This is a genomic window from Mycolicibacter sinensis (assembly GCF_001667375.1).
GTDB classification, from domain to species: Bacteria; Actinomycetota; Actinomycetes; order Mycobacteriales; family Mycobacteriaceae; genus Mycobacterium; species Mycobacterium sinense_A.
This window is the reverse complement of the sequence record NZ_LZIN01000003.1, coordinates 1-19745: the sequence shown is the minus strand read 5'-3', so window position 1 is coordinate 19745 and position 19745 is coordinate 1. Positions and strand designations below refer to the sequence as shown.

At 64.9% G+C, this 19745-nt stretch carries 20 protein-coding genes; 8 read left to right on the top strand and 12 right to left on the bottom strand.

Translation table 11 applies throughout. The features are described from left to right. Positions 1–3 precede the first annotated feature (3 nt). Genes gmd through A5771_RS00510 form a run of 3 tightly spaced genes read left to right on the top strand, consistent with a single transcriptional unit; the run spans position 4 to position 3277 of the window. Positions 4–1077, top strand: a complete 1074-nt coding sequence (gmd, locus tag A5771_RS00520) for a GDP-mannose 4,6-dehydratase (protein WP_064853248.1) — start codon at positions 4–6, stop codon at positions 1075–1077. Next, positions 1074–2042 (top strand): GDP-L-fucose synthase family protein, encoded by a 969-nt coding sequence (locus tag A5771_RS00515; RefSeq protein ID WP_064853247.1) that lies wholly within the window; start codon positions 1074–1076, stop codon positions 2040–2042. Before gmd ends, A5771_RS00515 begins: the two co-directional genes overlap by 4 nt. Before the next feature lie 2 nt (positions 2043–2044). Beyond that, positions 2045–3277, top strand: coding sequence for a glycosyltransferase (locus A5771_RS00510; RefSeq protein ID WP_064853272.1), 1233 nt, complete (start codon positions 2045–2047; stop codon positions 3275–3277). Between the two features lie 19 nt (positions 3278–3296). Here A5771_RS00510 and A5771_RS00505 read toward each other — a convergent pair whose 3' ends face one another. Next, entirely contained in the window at positions 3297–4010 is a 714-nt protein-coding gene (locus tag A5771_RS00505; protein ID WP_064853271.1) for a hypothetical protein, read from the bottom strand. A 176-nt stretch (positions 4011–4186) separates the two neighbouring features. Between A5771_RS00505 and A5771_RS00500 the strand changes: the two genes are divergently transcribed. Both A5771_RS00500 and A5771_RS00495 read left to right on the top strand, forming a co-directional pair. Next, positions 4187–5443: a glycosyltransferase gene (locus A5771_RS00500; RefSeq protein ID WP_342707846.1), complete on the top strand. Its 1257-nt coding sequence runs from the start codon at positions 4187–4189 to the stop codon at positions 5441–5443. Then, a complete protein-coding gene (locus tag A5771_RS00495) occupies positions 5440–6162 on the top strand; it encodes an FkbM family methyltransferase (RefSeq protein ID WP_064853246.1) in 723 nt (240 codons plus the stop codon). Before A5771_RS00500 ends, A5771_RS00495 begins: the two co-directional genes overlap by 4 nt. Here A5771_RS00495 and A5771_RS22920 read toward each other — a convergent pair. Beyond that, on the bottom strand, positions 6140–6544 hold the full coding sequence (locus A5771_RS22920) for a hypothetical protein (RefSeq protein WP_131808873.1): 405 nt from the start codon (positions 6542–6544) through the stop codon (positions 6140–6142). The genes A5771_RS00495 and A5771_RS22920 overlap by 23 nt on opposite strands. A gap of 290 nt (positions 6545–6834) precedes the next feature. On the opposite strand from A5771_RS22920, the gene A5771_RS00485 reads away from it, so the two are divergent. The 3 genes from A5771_RS00485 to A5771_RS00475 all read left to right on the top strand — a co-directional run bounded on the left by A5771_RS00485 (position 6835) and on the right by A5771_RS00475 (position 9224). After that, the gene (locus A5771_RS00485) at positions 6835–7239 is read left to right on the top strand and encodes a hypothetical protein (protein WP_131808872.1); all 405 of its coding nucleotides are present in this window, start codon (positions 6835–6837) and stop codon (positions 7237–7239) included. Beyond that, entirely contained in the window at positions 7236–7607 is a 372-nt protein-coding gene (locus A5771_RS00480; RefSeq protein WP_064853243.1) for a hypothetical protein, read from the top strand. The genes A5771_RS00485 and A5771_RS00480 overlap by 4 nt, the downstream gene beginning before the upstream one ends. Positions 7608–7880: 273 nt before the next feature. Further along, the gene (locus tag A5771_RS00475; protein ID WP_131808871.1) at positions 7881–9224 is read left to right on the top strand and encodes a hypothetical protein; all 1344 of its coding nucleotides are present in this window, start codon (positions 7881–7883) and stop codon (positions 9222–9224) included. A 38-nt stretch (positions 9225–9262) separates the two neighbouring features. On the opposite strand, the gene A5771_RS00470 is transcribed toward A5771_RS00475, so the two are convergent. The 10 genes from A5771_RS00470 to A5771_RS00425 all read right to left on the bottom strand — a co-directional run. Beyond that, the gene (locus A5771_RS00470; protein ID WP_064853241.1) at positions 9263–10768 is read right to left on the bottom strand and encodes a hypothetical protein; all 1506 of its coding nucleotides are present in this window, start codon (positions 10766–10768) and stop codon (positions 9263–9265) included. A gap of 20 nt (positions 10769–10788) precedes the next feature. Beyond that, positions 10789–12291, bottom strand: coding sequence for a KamA family radical SAM protein (locus tag A5771_RS00465; protein ID WP_234782878.1), 1503 nt, complete (start codon positions 12289–12291; stop codon positions 10789–10791). Next, positions 12288–13676: a flavin monoamine oxidase family protein gene (locus A5771_RS00460; RefSeq protein ID WP_064853240.1), complete on the bottom strand. Its 1389-nt coding sequence runs from the start codon at positions 13674–13676 to the stop codon at positions 12288–12290. The genes A5771_RS00465 and A5771_RS00460 overlap by 4 nt, the downstream gene beginning before the upstream one ends. Beyond that, positions 13673–13894 (bottom strand): acyl carrier protein, encoded by a 222-nt coding sequence (locus tag A5771_RS00455; RefSeq protein WP_064853239.1) that lies wholly within the window; start codon positions 13892–13894, stop codon positions 13673–13675. Before A5771_RS00455 ends, A5771_RS00460 begins: the two co-directional genes overlap by 4 nt. Then, positions 13891–15513: an AMP-binding protein gene (locus A5771_RS00450; RefSeq protein WP_234782877.1), complete on the bottom strand. Its 1623-nt coding sequence runs from the start codon at positions 15511–15513 to the stop codon at positions 13891–13893. The genes A5771_RS00455 and A5771_RS00450 overlap by 4 nt, the downstream gene beginning before the upstream one ends. 1 nt (position 15514) lies before the next feature. Continuing rightward, the gene (locus A5771_RS00445; RefSeq protein WP_064853238.1) at positions 15515–16804 is read right to left on the bottom strand and encodes a beta-ketoacyl-[acyl-carrier-protein] synthase family protein; all 1290 of its coding nucleotides are present in this window, start codon (positions 16802–16804) and stop codon (positions 15515–15517) included. A gap of 70 nt (positions 16805–16874) precedes the next feature. Further along, positions 16875–18491: a sugar transferase gene (locus A5771_RS00440; protein WP_267887451.1), complete on the bottom strand. Its 1617-nt coding sequence runs from the start codon at positions 18489–18491 to the stop codon at positions 16875–16877. Positions 18492–18530: 39 nt separating this feature from the next. Further along, positions 18531–18815: a WXG100 family type VII secretion target gene (locus tag A5771_RS00435; protein ID WP_064853237.1), complete on the bottom strand. Its 285-nt coding sequence runs from the start codon at positions 18813–18815 to the stop codon at positions 18531–18533. A 22-nt stretch (positions 18816–18837) separates the two neighbouring features. Continuing rightward, positions 18838–19134, bottom strand: coding sequence for a WXG100 family type VII secretion target (locus A5771_RS00430; RefSeq protein WP_082946974.1), 297 nt, complete (start codon positions 19132–19134; stop codon positions 18838–18840). A gap of 95 nt (positions 19135–19229) precedes the next feature. Beyond that, on the bottom strand, positions 19230–19745 hold a 516-nt coding region (locus tag A5771_RS00425), incomplete at its 5' end, for a PPE family protein, SVP subgroup (protein WP_207545364.1).

The following is a 19745-nucleotide window of genomic DNA, read 5'->3' as shown; positions in this document are numbered from 1 at the left end:
TCGATGGAGCGACACAACACCACCACAAACGGGAACACGCCCGGGAGATCGCGGCCGAAACGGGCGCTCATTACCGGGATCACCGGACAAGACGGGTCTTACCTCGCAGAATTGCTGCTGCGCAAAGGATATGAAGTCCACGGCCTGATTCGGCGTGCGTCGACGTTCAACACGGTGCGGATCGATCACCTCTACGTTGATCCGCACGACCCCGGCGCACGACTGTTCCTGCACTACGGCGATCTCAGCGACGGTACCCGTTTGGTCACCTTGCTGGGAGCCATCGAACCCGACGAGGTGTACAACCTTGCGGCACAGTCGCACGTGCGGGTGAGCTTCGACGAACCGGTGCACACCGGCTACACCACCGGTATGGGCTCCATGCGATTGCTCGAAGCGGTTCGGCTGTCCCGGGTCCAGTGTCGCTACTACCAAGCGTCCTCCTCAGAGATGTTCGGGGCATCGCCCCCGCCGCAGAACGAACTGACGCCGTACTATCCGCGATCCCCGTACGGCGCGGCCAAGGTGTACTCCTACTGGGTGACCCGCAACTATCGCGAAGCGTACGGCTTGTTCGCCGTGAACGGCATCCTCTTCAATCACGAATCGCCGCGGCGCGGTGAGACGTTCGTGACCCGCAAACTCACCCGCGCTGCGGCACGCATCCAAGCCGGAATCGAGTCCGAGGTCTACATGGGCAATCTCGGTGCGGTTCGCGACTGGGGGTATGCACCGGAATACGTCGAAGGGATGTGGCGGATGCTGCAAGCTTCCGACCCGGACGACTTCGTTCTGGCCACCGGCCGCGGCTACACCGTGCAAGAGTTTGCCCAGGCCGCATTCGACCACGCCGGGCTGGACTGGCAGAAGCATGTCAAATTCGACGAACGGTATCTGCGGCCTACCGAGGTGGACGCACTGATAGGCGACGCCGCCAAGGCTGCGGAGGTGCTCGGTTGGAAGGCCGTCACCCACACCGCCGGACTGGCGAAGCTCATGGTGGATGCGGATATCGCGGCCTTGGAGTGCGAAGGCAAGTCCTGGATCGACGTGCCGACACCGGCCGGCCTGCCATGAGCGCCGGGATCTCCGCCGGCACCCTCGACCGTGCCGCACCGGTGTACATCGCCGGTCACCGTGGCCTGGTCGGGTCGGCCCTGGAACGCAGGTTCCAGGCGGAGGGATTCACGAATCTTGTTGTGCGGGAACGCGGCGAGCTCGATCTGACGGACCGAGCGGCGACATTCGACTTCCTTCTCACGACCAGACCCGCCGTCGTCATCGACGCGGCGGCAAAGGTCGGCGGCATCATGGCCAACAGCAGCCAACCCGCTGAGTTTCTCTCCGAGAACCTCCAGATCCAGGTCAATCTGCTCGACGCCGCACTGGCCGCCCGGGCGCCGCGGCTGTTGTTCCTGGGCTCGTCGTGCATCTACCCGAAATTCAGCCGACAGCCCATCACCGAAAGTGCGCTGCTCACAGGTTCGCTGGAGCCGACGAACGAGGCTTACGCGATCGCCAAGATCGCGGGTCTCCTTCAGGTGCAGGCGGTCAGACGTCAATACGGACTTTCGTGGATCTCTGCAATGCCCACCAATCTCTACGGACCGGGTGACAATTTCTCACCGTCAGGCTCGCATCTACTGCCTGCCCTGATCCGCAGGTACGAAGAGGCCAGGGCCAGTGGTGCCCCTCGGGTGACGAACTGGGGCAGCGGAGAACCGCGACGAGAACTCCTGCATGTCGACGACCTGGCGCGCGCGTGCCTGCGCCTGCTGGAGCATTTCGACGGCCCGACTCACGTCAACGTGGGCACCGGAGTCGACCACACCATCCGTGACATCGCCGGCATGGTGGCCGACGCTGTCGGTTACACCGGCGAAACCGATTGGGATACCACCAAGCCGGACGGCACACCGCGCAAGCTGTTGGATGTCTCCGTGTTACGGGGCCTGGGGTGGCAACCTCAAATCCCGCTGCGCGACGGTATTGAGTCGACGGTGGCGTGGTACCGCGCGAATGCCGGCGCGGCGAGGACCTGACCGTGCGCATCAGCATCGTCGGCATCAACTATGCGCCGGAGCGATCCGGCATCGCGCCGTACACCACCGCTATGGCGGTCGGTCTGGCGGCTCGCGGACATGATGTCGAGGTTCTCACCGGCCTTCCGCATTACCCGGAGTGGCGCGTCGATCCGGCCTATCGCGGCTCGTCGGGACCGGCGCGTGCGATCGACGGCGTCGCCGTGCGACGCTTCGCGCACTACGTACCCGCCAACCCCACGACCCGCAACCGGGTGGTTTTCGAGACAACCTTCGGTGCGCGCGCGGTGTCTGCGCGCTGGAACAAGCCCGAGGTAGTCCTCACCGTGAGTCCAGCACTGCTGGCCAGCGCCATGGTCATCACCCGCGCCAGGGCGGCCGGCATTCCGGTGGGCATCATTGCCCAGGACCTGTACGGCAAGGGTATTGCCGAAACCACGGCCATGCCTGCCGTGATGGCCGGATCGGCAGCCCGGTTCGAGGGGGCGGTCTTCAACCGTGCGACGGGTACCGCCGTCATCCACGATCGCTTTGCGCAGGCCGCAGTCAGCATGGGGGTAGACCCCCAGCGAATCGCCGTCATCCGAAACTGGGTTCACGTCGAGGCGCCGAGTACCGCCGACACAGCGGCGATACGCATCAAACACGGCTGGCTACCGCGAGAACGCATCGTTCTGCACAGCGGCAACATGGGCGCGAAGCAGGGCCTGGAAAACGTCGTTGCGGCGGCTCGGCTCGCCGACGAACAGCGGGTCGATATCCGATTCGTGCTGCTGGGCGACGGCAATCAGCGCAGACTTCTGCAGCAGTCGGCCCACGGCGTACAACGGATCGAATTCAAGGCTCCGCTGGCGGAGGAGGACTACTGCCAGACGCTCGCGTGCGCAGACGTTCTACTGGTCAACGAACGCCCGGGGGTGGGTGAAATGGCGGCGCCCAGCAAGCTGACTTCCTATTTTTCGGCCGGTCGCCCGGTGCTGGCCGCCACCGACATCAACGGAGTGACCGCTGCCGAGATTCGGGACGCCGAGGCCGGTGTCGTGGTCCCCGCCGGAGATCCGGCCGCGCTGCTCGGCGCGGCAGTGCGGTTGGCTGACAACCACGAAGCCGGCCAGCGACTAGGCATCTCCGGCCGGCGCTATGCCTGTCGGCTGCTGGGTGCGGAACGAGCACTGAACGAGTACGAAGGCTGGTGCCGACGACTCATCGAGAGCCATCCGAACTCCACCCACTGAATCCCCCAGCGGCCAACCGCTATTCGCCGCGGAACTTCTCGTCATCGAAGAGGGCCGCCGGCGTGAAGTTCTCGGTGCGATCCCAGAACGCAGACTTCTCGATCTGCCGGATCAGGCGCGCCGGAACTCCGCCGTACAGGCCGGCAATCGGCATGGTCTCGCCCTTCTTGGCCTTTCGAAGCACCGAACCCGCTGCGAGCACCGACCGCTCGGGCAGGGCCGAGTCCTTGAGGAGGATGCAGCCGGTTGAGGTCACCGCCCTCCTGCCCACGATGACCCGGCCGGGTTCCGTCTTGTTCTCGATCAGATCGAGTTCGTGGCTCTGAATGATGCTCTTCAGACCGCCCACCGCCGCGCCCGGCTCCACGATGACCTGCCCGGAGCAGTCGACGTAGTGGCGATTCGTGACGACTCCGGATTCCCCGATCAGCAACCTGCCCACCAGCGGGCTGTATCGCTGATATTCAGCGGCCGCGGTGAACTGGTTGTAATTGCCGATGAACCCCTTCGGGCCGACCTCGACGCTGGATAGCGACTTGAAGATGTTGAGGGTCCCGAACACGACCCCGCCGGCGAGGGCGAACGGACCGCAATTGAGTACAAGAGTGGGCCCGAGAACGACATCGCGTCCGATGTCGTTGCCCAACAACCGTAATGCCCACCGTTTGACGCCACAGTTCGGCAACAACCAGGCGATCACCGACAGCCACTTGTTCGGACGACGACCTGACACCTCGCCCTCCAATCCCGTGTCTATTCGATGTGACGACGGTATCGGCACCACGATGGGCCTGGGTTAAATCCGCGAGAAAATTCCAGTTTTGCCAACCCCGGGAAACGGGCTGGCGGAGGGGCCGACGGCGTATAAGCTCAACACCGTGACTCGGGTGATCGGCGCCGGGCGGGCGAATGTCATCGGCAGGGCGTCGATCGAGGACGGCCCGCTGGGTGCTACGTGGCGATTGCGATGGCACCGAGGCCGGTGAGATGCCGCCGGTACGTCTGCTTCAGGTAGCAGGCACACTCAACCCCACCTACGGGGGCCCGTGCGTCGTGGTCAATCAGCTCACCCGAAGCCTGACCGAGTTGGGCCATTGCGTCGACGTGGTCACCACCGATCCCCCGTCAGCGCCGTGGCTCACCGACCTGCCCGGCGCTCCGCGCCCCTTCGGCCCGGCACGCGGAAGGTACGGCTACTCAAGGCAGTTGAGTCTATGGCTGCAACGGCATGTCCCCGACTACGACGCCGTGACCGTCCACGGCATCTGGCAATACCAGAGCCGAGCGGTGCACGCGGCGTGCCGCGGAACCGGGGTGCCGTACTTCCTTTTCGTCCACGGCGCGCTGGATCCCTGGTTCGAGCAGCGCTATCCCGGTAAACACCTCAAGAAATCGCTCTACTGGCGCCTGTTCGAGCATCGAGCACTCCGCGATGCCCGAGCCGTGCTCTACACCTGCGAGGAGGAACGGCGGCTGGCCCGGACCGCGTTCACGCCCTACCAGGCGCGGGAAGCCATCGTCGGTATCGGGATCGAACGGCCGCCGGGCGATCCGGCGCGTCAGCGCGAGGTGTTCCTGGCGCAGAACCCGCACCTTGAAGGCGCTCGCACCCTGCTCTTCCTCGGCAGGTTGCATCCGAAAAAGGGATGTGACCTGTTGATCGAGGCGTTCGCGCAGATCTGCCATCAAGATGAGCGGCTCCACTTGGTGGTGGCAGGACCTGATGAATCGGGAACGGAGACCAAGCTGCGGATGCTCGCCGAATCACTGCGAGTGGCAGACCGCATCACCTTTCTCGGGATGCTGAACGACGACGCCAAGTGGGGCGCATACCGATCAGCTGACGCGTTTGTGCTGACATCGCATTCCGAGAACTTCGGGATTGTGATCGCTGAGGCGCTCGCGTGCGGTCTGCCCGTCCTCATCAGCGACAAAGTGAACATCTGGCGCGAGATTCAGCGTTGCGACGCAGGCCTTGTCGAGACCGACACCCTCGCCGGCGCTACCTCGCTGCTGCAGCGCTGGATAGCACTGCCCGGCATCGAACGTGCAGAAATGCGCCGGCGCGCGCAGGCCTGCTTCCTGGACAACTTCGAAGCGCGGGGTGCTGCACTCGGGTTCATCACATCGATTGCCGAAGCGATCGGAGAGGCAGGCGCCGCATGAGACGCTCGGCGAAACTTCTCGCCATCCTGCGGGTGGCGCCGTATAGGACCGCCCTGCTGCGGCATCGGGTCGCCGCGGCCGTCGAGCACCGCGAAGGACTCGCGGGGCTGACATTGCGCACTGTCGTCGACGTCGGCGCCAACCGTGGCCAGTTCGCACTCTTCGCCCGGCATGCCTTTCCCGCCGCGCGGATCGTCTCGCTGGAACCGCTCGCAGCGCCCGCGGCGCGGTTCCAGCGGGTCTTCGCCGACGAGCCACGGGTCACGCTGCACCACGCCGCGCTGGGCCCGGCGAGCGGAGAGTCCACCATGCACGTCTCCGGCCATGATGATTCGTCGTCGTTGCTGCCCATCACCGCCACCCAGCGGCAGCTTTTTCACGGCACCGGTGAAGTGGGGACCGAGACGGTCCGGATCGGCCCGCTGTCCGAGTTTCTCGACGGCGGTTCCATCGACGGGCCGGCGCTGCTGAAGCTCGACGTTCAAGGCTACGAGTTGGAGGCGTTGCGCGGCTGCGGCGAACTGCTCGACCGTTTCGACTACGTCTGTGCGGAGGGCTCGTTCATCGAGCTGTACAAAGGGCAGGTGCTGGCCGACGAGCTCACCGGGTGGCTGCGCGAACACGGCTTTGAGCTTGTCCGCAGCTATGGAGCCGTCAGCGATGAGAACGGGCGGGCGATCCAAACCGACATGTTGTTCAAGCGCGGCACGCCGGGCTGATGCCGGGGATCACCGGCCCGGCGCTCGCCGCCCAGATTTCGGTGAACCCCACCTGCGAGTCGGTGAAGCCGTGATTGGCGTAGGCCTCGAACGTCGCGAACGGTCCCGCCCACTCGCCGATGCGGGAGTCGCGCACCCTCTGGTGTCGGCCGTCCGGCAACTCGATGTCCGCCCGGTCGCCGTCGATGTCGGCCCGCGCCTGATAGACCCGGGTGCCGTCCTGGTCGAGCGGCACGCGAAAGCAGCCCGATCGCAGCGTCTGCAGTCCATTCGGTGTGGCGCCCGCCGGCGGCCAGACCCCGAAGCCCCACCGGTTCGGGGTTATGACCAGATGCACCGGTAACGGCCAGTTCAGTGCCGTCTGAGAGACCAGCAGGGCCATCACACCCGGTGTCCCGCGCCGCGCGGTGAACGTCCAGCGAGCGCCGATGGCGGTTACCGGCGCCCCCAGGTTCGCCGACGTGTAGTAGCCGGCCGCACGACCCCCGACGGTTGGCGCGTTCGTCAGTCTTCCGCCTACGACGCTCAGGTAAGTGGTGGGATCGTCGGGCGGGTCGGCTGTCGATAAGGCGGCGCCAGGACCGAAGCGCGCCGGCGCCGGACCGTCCGCAAGACCGCGGAAATCCAGCCGGGCCTGGGTCCGATAGCAGGACACAGGAATATGATCGCGCGGTGGTGACCGTTTCGCCAAGGAAGCGCGCCTCTCGACTGTTGCCCTACGTTGCCTGCGGCGCGGCGCTCGGTGTTGCGGTCCGCGAAGTGTCCGCGTCGATGTGGCCGCTGCTGCCGCAGCGATGGATCTCGGTGCTGCTGTTCACCGCGGCAGCCTCGTTCGCTCTGGGTTGGATGCTCGCGGTTCGGGCACAACCTCGCCTGCTGGCGACCGTGTGGGGCGGATCGGGGGCACTGTGCAGTATCAGCGTGATCACGACGCTGACGATCGGCAGTGCTCCGATGTGGGGCTTACCCTGCCTGGCATTGCTCCCGGTGAGCTCCGCTGCCGGCGTCGTCGCTGGAGCGTTCGTGAGCATCAGACGTCGTCGACGGCCCCGGGCGGCAGAAGAGCATTCCGGATGACTGCGCTGCCGCTCATGTGCGTCGGCGGCGCCGGCGCGGCAGTCCTGTTGTCGTTGTTCTATTTCCGGCAACCGTCGATACGGCTGGTGATCGCCGGGAACTGCGGCGCCTGCGCGTTGGTGGCCGCATTGACGGTCTATCCGCACTACTACCCCGTGTTGACGCCGGTGGCTGCCGGCTTCCTCTCCACGGCGGCTCCTTTGACGTCGGTTTTCCAGCCCTGGCCGGCCGTTGAAACCATGTCTGAGGCACTACGGTTCGCCGCCCGAGTGGGCGGACTGCTGGCGCTGAATCTGCTCTATGGCACAGCATTCGCGATGGTCGGATTTCTGAGCGTATTTCTCGTCGCTACCCCCGCACTGCGTTGACGCCGCCGCAAGACTCTTCCCGTTGCCGTTGTTTTCGCGGTCCGACAGCGCTATTTCGTGGGAAGCTGGATGCTGGCAAGTCCGGCGACATTCGGATGCCTGGCACAACCCGGGGGGGCGGCGCCGACAATGAGATCAAGGACAACGGGTCCAGGGAACACACCGCTGATGACGCGGATGATCGTGGCGATCATCGTGACGGTGCTGGCGGCGTTGCTGTTGTATTTCGTTTTCCTCTCCGGCTAGTGCCCGATTCACGGCGAGGTGCAGCGCATGGGTCGTCACAGCGAAACCTTCACCGGCTTCGGCAGCCCGCGGGCTTCCCGCCCGCGGGTCGGTGAATGCGATGTCGAAACAGTAATGGCGCCCGCAAAATTGGGCCGCCGGGCCCGGGTCTTCTCGGCGACGATCGACCAGGGTTTCTCCAGCGCCAGCAACGGGATCTTCACATTCGCCGTCGCGGTCGTGTCCACGACAGAAGAGTTCGGCGGAATCGTTCTGATGATCACAGCCCTCATCGCGATCCTGGTGACGCAACGGGGTGCGCTCGGCACTCCGCTGCTGCTGAAGTCCGATCAGACGACCGAGCGAGTACGCCGGGAGGGTTCCTTCGCCGTCTCCGCCGGCTTAGCGATCGGCTGCGCCGCGCTCGCCGTGATGGTGCTCTTCGGGCGCGCGCTCGGCCTTCCCGCTCTCCTGCTCGGCGTCGCTGCGCCGATCGTCTTGTGCCAGGACGTCTTGCGGTACGTCACGATCGCCGAAGGCCGACCGCACATCGCGGCGATCTGGGATGGCGTCTGGTTCCTGGGGACTGTGCTGCTCATCGTCACGGCCTGGCTGAACATGTCGACAGTGTCCTGGTTGATCGGGGGGTGGGCGAGCCTCGGCCTGATCGCCGCTGTTGGTATCGCGACCGATCTTCGGGTACGGCCCAGGATCACCGGCCTCAGAAGATGGGCGACGGCCGGGTGGCAACACCGCATCAGGTACGGCGTCGATGCTGGGCTCGAGCAGACCACCGTCTTCCTGGTTCTCGCTATGGCCGCGGCACTCGTGAGCGCCACGGCCACGGCGGCGCTGCGGGGTGCAACTGTCCTGTTGTCGCCCATTGCGATATTGGCATCGGCCCTGCAGCTGGTCGTCATCTCGGAGAGCACCCGCGATTCCGCCCCGCCTCGCACCGTCTGGTTCGCCTCCTTACGACTGTTGGGCGGCATCGCCGCGTTGGCTGTGATCGGAGGCGTGGTGCTGTGTTCGTTGTCGGACAGCGTCGGCGCTTACCTGCTGGGGGAATCGTTCGAACCCGCACGGCAGGTGCTTCCCATCGTGGTGATCGAGTATTGCGCAACCGCAGTCGCGTTCGCTTTGGGTGTCTTTCTCAGAACGTTCAATCGGAGCTCGGCTGTGGTGCGGTTCAAGGTCGTGTCGATGACGGCGACGCTCTCGACTTCCTGCTGCGGCGCATTGTTGTTCCGCAGCGCAACCGGCATCGCCGTCGGCCTGGCGGTGGGAACGATTCTGGCATCCTCGCTCGGACTGGCCTATTTCGCGCCGTGGGAGGCGCGTAAACGGACGTCGTCGGTGGACGTCGCCGCCGTAGCAGAGGTTACCAAGTAATGCCTCTGACCCGGCACGACTCGGTCCGGGCCGGAACGCTAGGCCGGGGTACGCGAATCGCTTGTGTCACTTGGCGAGTGGAGCCGCCCATAGGTGAACAGACTCGGGCTTCCCCGCATCGTCCGTGCCGGCGGGACGTTGAGGAGATTGGCCAGCAGCGATGGGGCGACGTCCAGGACATCGACCTCCCTGCGCGATGAATCCGGCGCGATGCCTGCGCCGTAGGCCAGCAGCATTCCGTCCGGGATGTGATAGGCGGTGTTGCCTCCGCCAAGTCTCTGACGCACCGCCAACCCCAGCTCTGCCGGCATCCCGATCGCCTCGGCATCGGCGCCGAGTGGCAGATAACGCAATCGAGTGCGTTGGCCGGCCTCCGCGTCGAGATTGATCATGAACGTTACGCTCCGGCCTTCCTGCCTGCAGGGAAGTTCCGCGGAACTGAACAGCTGCCCGCCGTTGTCAGTCCGCACCGACTCCAGGGGGATGATCGCCTCGCGTGCCTCCGCTTCGTCAGCGAAGACCAGGGAGATGCCCGGATACATGGCCAGACGGACCTCGGCGGGTTTCAGACCAAGTCGCGAGAGCAGCTGCGCGGGATCCTCGAGAACAAACAGATCACGGTCGGTGAATCCGGTCGGTATCGGGCCCTGGCCCATGCTCGCCGCAATCACCAACATCGATGCCGGATTGGCTGCCAGGTGCTTACGTATGCGACCCAACTGCCGATCGGTGTAATCCATCGCGGTCATGATGAAATCGCCGTACACGTCATCGGTCTCGTATTCGTAGGCGTAATCGGGCATGGCATCGCCCCAGTAGCGGTGCATCATGCCTGCCACGTGGTTGGTGAAGAAGATGCTGAGCCGCGGTCGGTACGTCTGATGCAGGCGCCAATACAGGTCGAAAGCGGGCAGGGCCTGGAGGGCCGATCGCCTGGCCTTATATCGGCTATCACGCTTCTCGCTGACCAGCTGGGCGACGAGCGTGTAGGCCGATCGCAGTGTGAGCCCGCGCCGAACAAGATCAAACCCCGCAGCGAGTAGTGCCGTCGGCTTCAGTGGCATGTTCGACGAGAAACCCTGCTCGAAGGTCATCGCCAAGTTGAATCGTTGAAATCTCTCCAACGCGGCGGGATATGTCTTGCTGTCTTGACTGAAGGTGTCGGGGATGTAGAAACCACCACTTCGAAACTGCCGGGCGGGCCAACTCTGCATCGGACCGAAGATTCCCACGCTAAGACCTGCTCGGTCTGCGACGTCCCAGATCGGGTCACCGCGAAACGTGGCAGGATCTTGACCCAGGTCGAACGAGTTGTGGTCATAAGTCGACGTGTGCAAGCTGGGCCACGTCCGCCATGGGCTCAGATGTAATGAGTCATCGTGACGGGTGGTCAACGACTCGCCTCCGCGGACCAGCGCGGCCAGGTGGGAGTCGGGGCGCCGCTCGATGTAGTAGTCGACTACCCGCCACGGAACCTCATTGAGTTCATAGAGGATGACATCCCTCCTGAGCTCCCGGAACAATTCCTTCGCGTTGGTCATCATCTCTCCCTCCGCGTGCCGGATCAGATCTTGCGTTTCGCGGGCAACGCTGCGCTAGGCCGTTGCGGCGCAATCGCGGTGGGTGCGACCGCACCCGGGCCGCCTGAGCCGTTCTGCCGAAAATGCGTGGCGCATTCGCCGTTGCTCCGCCACCACGCCTGCCCGGCCGCGGGCAAGCTGTCGATCGGGTCGTAGTACGGGTAGACCTGATTGAAGGCATCGACATCGATGGCATCGAGGCCGGTGCGATAGTTCTTGCTCCAGTATGAGATTCCCAGCGTCCGGTCGTATTCCACCACCTGGTGGACCCACCGTTTGCCGACGTAGGGCACATCGCATACCAGCCGCGGCGTCGCGAAGCCCGGTAGATAACCCATGATCGCCGACTGCAGTTGTTGCGCATATCCCAGGGCGATCCGCCAGTGTTCGGCGTTGGGAATCATGTCGCACATGTAGAAGTAGTACGGCAGGATGTTCGCTTCGCCCTGCAGCGCAAAGCACAGGTCGAGCAGGTCGTCGGCGGTGGTGTTCACCCCGCGCAACAACACTCCCTGGTTGCGCACGTCTCGCAGCCCGGCGTCGAGCAGGGCTCGCGTCGCTTCCGCGACCAGCGGCGTCACCGACTGCACATGGTTGATATGGGTGTGCATCGCCAGGTTGACCCCGCGGTCGGCCGCAACACGGGCCGTGCGGGCGACTCCTTCGAGCACCTTGGCCTGCAGCCAGTGCTGCGGCAGCCCGGCCAGCGCTTTGGTCGCCAGGCGGATGTCACGGATAGTGTCGATGTCGAGCAACTGCATGAGAAACGATTCCAGCCGGGGCCAGGGAATGTTGGCGACATCCCCGCCCGACACCACCACGTCCCGGACCGCCGGTGTCGCGCGCAAGTAGTCCAGCATCCGGCCTTGCCGGTCATCCGGGCGTAGTCCCAGCCTGGCCTTGCTGACCGTCGGCGTGGAGTTGCCGACCAGATCCATCCGCGTGCAGTGCCCGCAGTATTGCGTACAGGTTGCCACCAGTTCAGCGAGCACCTTGGTCGGATAGCGATGAGTCAAACCCTCCACTACCCACATGTCGCTCTCGTGCAACGAGTCTCGTTGGGCGTAGGGGTGCGATCCCCACTCCACGTCACGATCGCTGAACAGCGGCAACATGTAACGCCGAATCGGATCGGCGTAGAACGCATCGGTGAGCCCGCCGCCTTCGGGCACGCAGTGCGGGGCAATGGTGTTCAGCATCTGCGGCGGCAGCAGCATCGACATGGTGGCCCGCCGCTGCTGATCGGCGGCCAAGTCGGCATAGAAACATTCTTCGAGCAGGTTACCCATCACCCTACGCAGCTCTGCGATGTTCTTCACCGAGTGCGCCCGTTGCCACTGCGGATCGCGCCACTGCGCGTCGGTGACTCCCGCCCAGCCCGGGAAACGGCACCAATCCGGCTCGGACAAGCGTTTGCGCACATAGTTATACGGCTGATCGGTGGCGGGCATGAATTCGGCAGGCACCGATTCTTCGAGCGCGGTCATCGGACCACGACCTCGGGCGGCACGGTCGACGGTTCGGCCGCGTGAATCAGTTCGGCGGCCACCCGCCGGCCCGACCTGATGGCTCCCTCCATCAGACCGAAGAACTCCAAGCTGGTTTCGGTTCCCGCCCAGTGGACTCGGCCATGCGGCGTGGTCAGGGCCGGGCCGAGGCGCAGCCAGTCGCCGAGGCCGAAAAGAGCGGCATATCCTCCCCTGCTGTACTTCTCGGCCAGCCAGTCGCTGACGGTGCATCGAGTCGGCGCCGGCAGCTGTGGAAAAAGACGGTGCACGTGCGCGACTGCAGCGTCACGTTGCTTGGTTGACGACAGTTCGCCGAACAACGAGGTCGCGGCGCCGGTCACAAAGCCGGTGAGCACCCCGGCGGAATCGTCTGGCGGGGAATCGTCGACTGTCGACAGCAGCGGCCCATTGGTACTCAGCGACCATCCGGACAATCCGTGCTTGCGCCATAGCGGAGCCGGAAAAGTCAGATGCACCTTGGTCGCGCAACCGGGGCGGGTCGCCGCCGTCGCGCGTGGCGTCGGCAGACCTGGCCGGAATTCTATGCGTTGGGCCAACAGTGGCGGGACTGCGACCACCACACGATCAGCGGGATAATCCTGTCGGGTGCGGTCAGCCGCCGAAACGCAACGCACTACCGCACCGCCGGCATTCTGGTCGATCCCGTACACCGGATGCCCCAGGAGTACTCGCTGACCGAGCCGCTGGCTGAGCGCCGCGCACAGCCGATGAGCGCCGCCGTCGATCCGCCATTGCTGGGCACCGCCCTCGAAGGCGTTGAGATAGCGGATTCCACCGCCGGAACGCAAGTAGAAGGCCATGTGTAATGCGGAGATCGCGGATGGGTCAGCCGCCATCATCTCGCCGATGAATAGTGGAAAGAAGGTTCGCGCATCCGGATGCACACCCTGATCGTCCATCCAGCCCCCGGCAGTGATCCCGTCGAGGTATTCGGCTCGTGGGCTCCGCCATGGCGCCTCGGCATCGACCTGGTCGACGAGTTCCTCGAGCCTGTCGAACAACTTGCCGAGCGCGACGCCACGCAACGGGGGCATCCGATTCGCCGATGTCGTTCGATGGTCGTACATCAGGAACGTGCTGTCTCCGGCCATTCCGGTGGGGACCAGACCGAGACGGTGCTTGCGCAACAGCGCAAGCAGTTCGGTGTGCCGAACACCCAGATACGCGGCACCAGCATCGGCGACGGCGGTGTCAGCCACCGGAACCCCGTGTACCCGGCCGCCTACCCGATCACGCGCCTCCAGAACGGTGACCTCCGCCCCGGCCGCGACCAACTCGACCGCTGCGGTCAGCCCGGCCAAACCGGCGCCAACGACGACAACCCGCGAAGCTGCCCCGTTCATCGCGTCACACCTGCGACTTTCGCAAAAAGTCCGTCCGCGCAGGGATCATCGACGAAGTCCTCAAACATCAGTTCTGTCCCGAATTCCCGGGCGATCGCGCTGAGCACTCGGGTGGCGAGCAGAGAATCGCCCCCGAGTTCGAAGAAATCGGAATCCGTATCCACTTCCGCGGTATCCAGAATGCGGCGAAAGACCTGGACGATGAAATCAGCGCTCATCGAGATACTCCTCTACTGTGGCAATCGGTCGCGGCCTCTCGTGTCGCTGCCCGATCGATCTTTCCGCTGCTCGTATAGGACAGGGCAGCAATGAATTGCACGCGACTTGGTACGAATTGCGCGGGTAGGCGCTCACGCAGATGTCGTCTCAACTCGGCCGACGTAGTACCGGCTGCCGCGACCACGTACGCACACAACGTCGTGTGTCCGAGCCTCCGCTCACCGACCACGACCGCACCCGCGACCGCAGGATGGTTTTGTAGTTGCGCCTCCACCTCAGCCGGATGGACCCGCACGCCGAGCACTTTCACCTGATCGTCGATGCGCCCCCGCGGATACAGCAAGCCGGCGTCGCGGCGGACGACCACATCACCGGTTCGGAACCAGCGCGTCGGCCCAAAGCCGTAGTCGGCAAACGGAAAGCCGATCGCGGTGAGCTCCGGCAAGCCGAGATATCCGGTGGCCAGGTTGGGGCCCGCCACCAGCAACTCACCGTCGTCACTGACGTGATCGCGCACGTGCGCCAAGGGACGCCCCAGCGGCACCTCACCCTCGTGATCCGCGACTCCCCGTTCGGTGCCCGGGCCACTTAGCCGGACCGCGTGCGTCACCATCGTCGTTTCGGTGCACCCATAGGTGTTGAGCAGCATCACCTGTCCGGAGTCGAGGCTCCGCCACTGCCGCAGCCGGGTTGGATCGACCCGCTCGCCCCCGATCACCACCAGCCGGACGCAATCGGGCAGGGTCTCGCGTTGCTCGTGCAAGAAGAGCACCAGTTCGTGCCAGAACGCCGTCGGCAAGTCGAGCACCGTAATTCCGCGTTCCGCCACCATGCGGACGAAACGCGGGAATGAGCCCGAGTGTGCCGCGTCGTCGAAAACGACTGCGGCACCGGCAGTCAGTGCCGGCAACATCTCCTCCAGGCAGGTGTCCCACCCCAGCGAGGCGAATTGGAGCACCCGGTCGTGGGGGGTGAGCGCGAATAACCGCCGCAGCATGCGCACCGTGACTGCCAGTGCGTGCTGGGAGATCACCACCGGTTTCGGCGCACCGGTAGAGCCCGAGGTGCACAGTATGTACGCAGGATGGTCCTGCTGCCAGGAAAGGTCCCCCCGGGCCACCGGGGCCTCGTCAAGGACTTGGAGCCGTAGGTTCGTCACCCCGCAGTGTTCCGGGGCCAGCGTCACCAGATGGTCGACCCCGAGTGCCGCGGCCAGCGCCATCTTCCGGCCGGCGGGCAGAGCCGCGTCGATCGGGCAGTAGGTTTCGCCGGCCTGCAGCATCGCGAGCAGGTGCTCCGCCACGGTGGGGGTCGGCGAGACCAGCGCTCCGATCAGAGCGTCCGGACGTTCCGTGGCGGCTCGCCGCCGCCGGTAGCGCGCCGCGGTACGGCAGATCCGTGCCGCAAGTTCTCGATAGGTGATAGCGCTCCCGTTGTGCACGAGGGCCGGTAGGTCAGCCGCATGTCGCGCCGCGGCGGCGAAGTCGGCCATCACCTCACCGAACCCGGCGGTGTCCGCGAAGGCGATGTCAGCGTCGGAGAAGATGGTGTGTGTCATGGCTTCCTCGTCGTTCTCGTAGGCGTCGGCCGCTGGCCGACCGGAATACGCAGCTACCACCTCAGGCCTCCTCGACCGGAACCGGTGCTTCGCGCCGACGTCGGGTAGATGCGGCGCCGAAGACCAGGGACACGTTGTGCCCGCCGAAGGCGAACGAGTTGGACATCGCGATCTCAACGGATTTCGCGACCGCATGGTCGCGGAGGTGGTTGAGATCGCACCGGCTGTCCGGAGCGTCCAGATTCATCGTCGGCGGGAGTTGCTCGCGTGCCAGTGCGAGCACCGTTGCGGCTGCCTCGACCACGCCGGCCCCGCCCAGGAGATGCCCTGTGACGCCTTTCGTCGAACTCACCAGTGGCTGGTGCTCGCCGAAGACCGCGCGTATGGCCTTTGCCTCAGTGACGTCACCGATACGGGTACTGGTGCCGTGGGCATTCAGATAGCCGGTCTCGGCCGGTACGACACCCGCGTTGCGCAACGCGAGGCGCATGCTGTCGGCGATGCCACTAGCGTCCGGTCGCGGAATTGCCAGATGGTAGGCATCACTTGTCGCGCCACAGCCGATGAGATCGGCGTATCCGCTTCCTCCGCGCGCATCGGCGAGATCGCCACGTTCGATCACCAGTACGCCGCCGCCTTCAGCCGTCACGAAGCCGTTACGGTCGGTGTCGAACGGCCTGCTCGCGGCGGCCGGTTCGGCCCATCCGGTGGCGAGTGCGCCGGCGTTGCGAAACCCGGCCAGGCCGGTGGGCCCCAGTGGCCCTTCGGTGCCACCGCAGATCACCACGTCGGCGTCCCGCGCACGGATCAGCCGTAACGCCTCGGCAATCGCGTGCGCGCTGGCCGTACATGCCGAAGCGATCGCGAAGCTCGGTCCGCGGATACCGTGTTTGATGGCGATGCGGGCCGCCGCCATGTTCGGCAGAAATCCGTTGAACAGATGGCGGTCTACCGCGTCGAACCCGCGGTTGTGCTGCACGATCGCCTGCCGTTCGAACGTTTCCATGCCGCCGGTGGCCGAGGCTATGACCGCTGCGACCCGCAACGGGTCGACATCGACACCGATCCTGATGCCGGAATCTGCGATCGCATCGTCGGCAGCAGCCAATGCGGTCACCGAGAAGCGGTCTGCGACAGCTGCATCGGTGTCGGGAAGGACACTGAAGGCGTCGATCTGCGGGGCGATACCGACCGCGTCGACCAAGCCTTCCGCGAAGTGCCCCGCTGGTGGGCGCACCAGGCCGGAGACCGGAGCGCACAATGCCGCGAAGAAGTCCTCGATTCCGCGACCGACCGGTGTGACAAGGCCGATCCCGGTCACCACCGCGTGCGGGAACGCATTTCGTCGCATGGCCCACCTTTCCGTCCGGTGTTCGCTTTCAGCGGCAAAATCGTTGTTGTTGAGATGACTTATTGCGGGATCAATATGCGCCGTTCGCGCCGCAGACTGCCCCGATCGTTTTTGCGGCAATCACCAAATCGTTGAGCATCGACCAGTTCTCCACGTAAGACAGGTCCAACCGGACCGAGTCGTCCCAGCACAGATCAGATCGGCCGCTGACCTGCCACAGTCCGGTGATGCCGGGACGCACGAGCAGCCGACGACGAACCCTGTGGTCGTAGGTCTCAACTTCGCATCGCAGTGGCGGCCTGGGGCCGACCACACTCATTTCGCCCCGAAGGACGTTGATGAACTGCGGGAGTTCATCGATGCTGTACCTACGCAGAAACTTTCCCGCTCTGGTGATTCGGGGATCCTCGCGAGCCTTGAACAGCACACCGCCGACGCTGTCGTTGAGGCTGGCCACCTCGGACAGCCGGCGGTCGGCACCATCGATCATGGTGCGGAACTTGATCATCCGGAACGGCACGCCATCGAGGCCGATGCGTTCCGCGCGATAGAACACCGGTCCCGGGCTTGTTGCCTTCACTGCCAGCGCGGCAACCACCATGATGGGCGATGCCGCCAATAGCGCCGCCAGTGAAAAGCAGACGTCAAACGCCCGCTTCTGAAAGCGCTTGGCCCCGTGGTATTGCGGCTTGTCCACGTGAATCAGCGGCAAGTCGGCCACCGGCCGGACGGTAAGTCGCGGTCCTGCGACATCGACGATGCCCGGCGATACCACGAGATCAACCCCGAGTTTCTCCAATTGCCAAGACAGATCGCGGATTCCCTCCGGCCCCAACTCCCCTGACGAGGTCAATGCGACGGTGTCGGCCTGCGATGCCATGATCGCGAAAGTGATGTCGGAGTCGTAGGGGAACACCCGCAGCGGACCTAGTCCGGGAACGATAAGCGTGAAGTCCTCGTCCTGGGGAACACCGGGGGTACATACACCGACGACGGTGTAACCGTCAGCCGGATGCCGTGCCAGCGACTGTGCAAGGTCGGTGACCGATTCAGCCCCGCCCACGGCCAGCACGGCAGTCATGAATCGGCCGTGGCGGCGCTGCCCTGCGATATACCTCCGGGCCAGATGGCGATTTGCCGAAAGTGCGACTAATCCGAGCGGAAACGCGACCGCAAGATAGCCGCGAGCGATGTCGAGTTTGAACAGCGTCGAGACGACGGCGATGGCTCCGAACAGAGACAACGTCGCCGTCCACACCCGACGGAACTCCTCGGGGCCGGCCCCGATCACTTGATGTGCACGGGTGTGATAAATCGCCAGCGCCAGCGTCCACATCGACCCGATCAGCACCGAAACAGCCAAGTAGGAAACCGACGTTCGCCCCGTCCACAGGCTGCCGCTCGTCATGTTGCCGAACCGCAGAATGTGCGCCGCCACCACAACAACACTCACGACAATGCCATCTGAGAGCAGCAGCCAATTGCCGTACCGGTGCTGCCATCGTGCCCGAAGAGACAGCGTCGCGAAGGAGTCAAGGGGCTCGGGACGCACCGAATTAAGCTCGGCTCCTACGTGTTTGGCTACCGACAGGGAGCGCAGCTGTTGATTCCAGCCGCGCACCGCCGGATGCAGAGCGGCTGGCGCGACGTTGCCCCGAATATCGGCTGCGCGGTAACCGGTCGTCACGGTCAGTCCCCCACTGTCTTTGGGTTCGGCTCGATGCCGCTAGGCCCAGCTGGACCCAACGGCCGCATCGGTGCTGGCCATGTTGTTGCCCGCGGTCTGAATCTTCTGGCCGTGGGCGTTGGCCTGCTCGTAGATGACCGCAAAGTTGCGTCCCAATTGGGTGATGAACTCCTGGCAGGCCACCGAGCCGGCGCCGCCCCAGAAGTCTCCGGCGGCCAGCACGTCGTGCACGATCGCCTGATGTTCCGCCTCGAGAGAGGCCGACTGGGCACGCACCAGCGCACCATGAGCGTCGACGTCACCGAACTGATAGTTGATGGTCATAGCACTCGTCCCCCAATTACTTTCAGCTGCTCAATATCTGTTGCGAGGCAGTTTCCTGCTGCTCGTAGTTGTTGGCGTCGCGAACCAGGCCGTCCCGTACCCCGTGCAGCATGGTCACGATGTTGCGGAACGCGTTCTGCATCTGGCCCATCGTGTCGTAGGACGTGCGTTCGGCAAGGCCACCCCAGCCGCTGCCGGAGATGTTGGTCGATGACGCCCACATCCGGCGGGCCTCATCCTCGACAGTCTGGGCGTGCACATCGAACCGGCCCGCCATGAGGCGCATCGCGTCCGGATCGGTCATAAAACGTGTTGGCATTTCATCTCCTTACCTTGCGGTTGTCTAAGTGACAGTTGGTTGGTACGTCCGGCGGATCTGACCGCGCTGCAGCGCGCGGCGGCTTTCCCGCCCCGTCATACGGTGGCCGGTTCGTCGTCGGTGATCGGCAAGTAGACGATCGCCGCCCGGTAGCCGGCGGGCGTGTGCCCGTTGAGCGAATACCCGTCGACCGTCGGGTAGCGGTATTTGGTGATCGGCGGGTCGGTCGATTCGGCGGCGTACCCGGCCGCGGCAGGTCGGGCGACCACCTTGAGGGGCGGGTCGTACTTGCTTGCGGCAGAGCCCAACCCGGCGACAGCTACCGGGCCACTTGAGCTTGCCGCCATCGCGGCACGGGGTAACGCGCTCAGGAACATTGGGGCGCCGATCATTCCGACGCCGCCCATTTCGCCGGCCGACATCGCCATCGGAAGGGTCGCCGGAGCCAGTGCTTCCAACGGTGTCGCCGCGGCGACGGCCCAGGTCGGCGGCACCGACAATGCGCCGACCGAGGTTGCCGCGCCCACACTCGATGCCAGACCCGCCGACACAGACCCCCACGCCCACGCCCGGTCCCATCCCGACCCCCACCGGCGCACGCCACTTCGGCA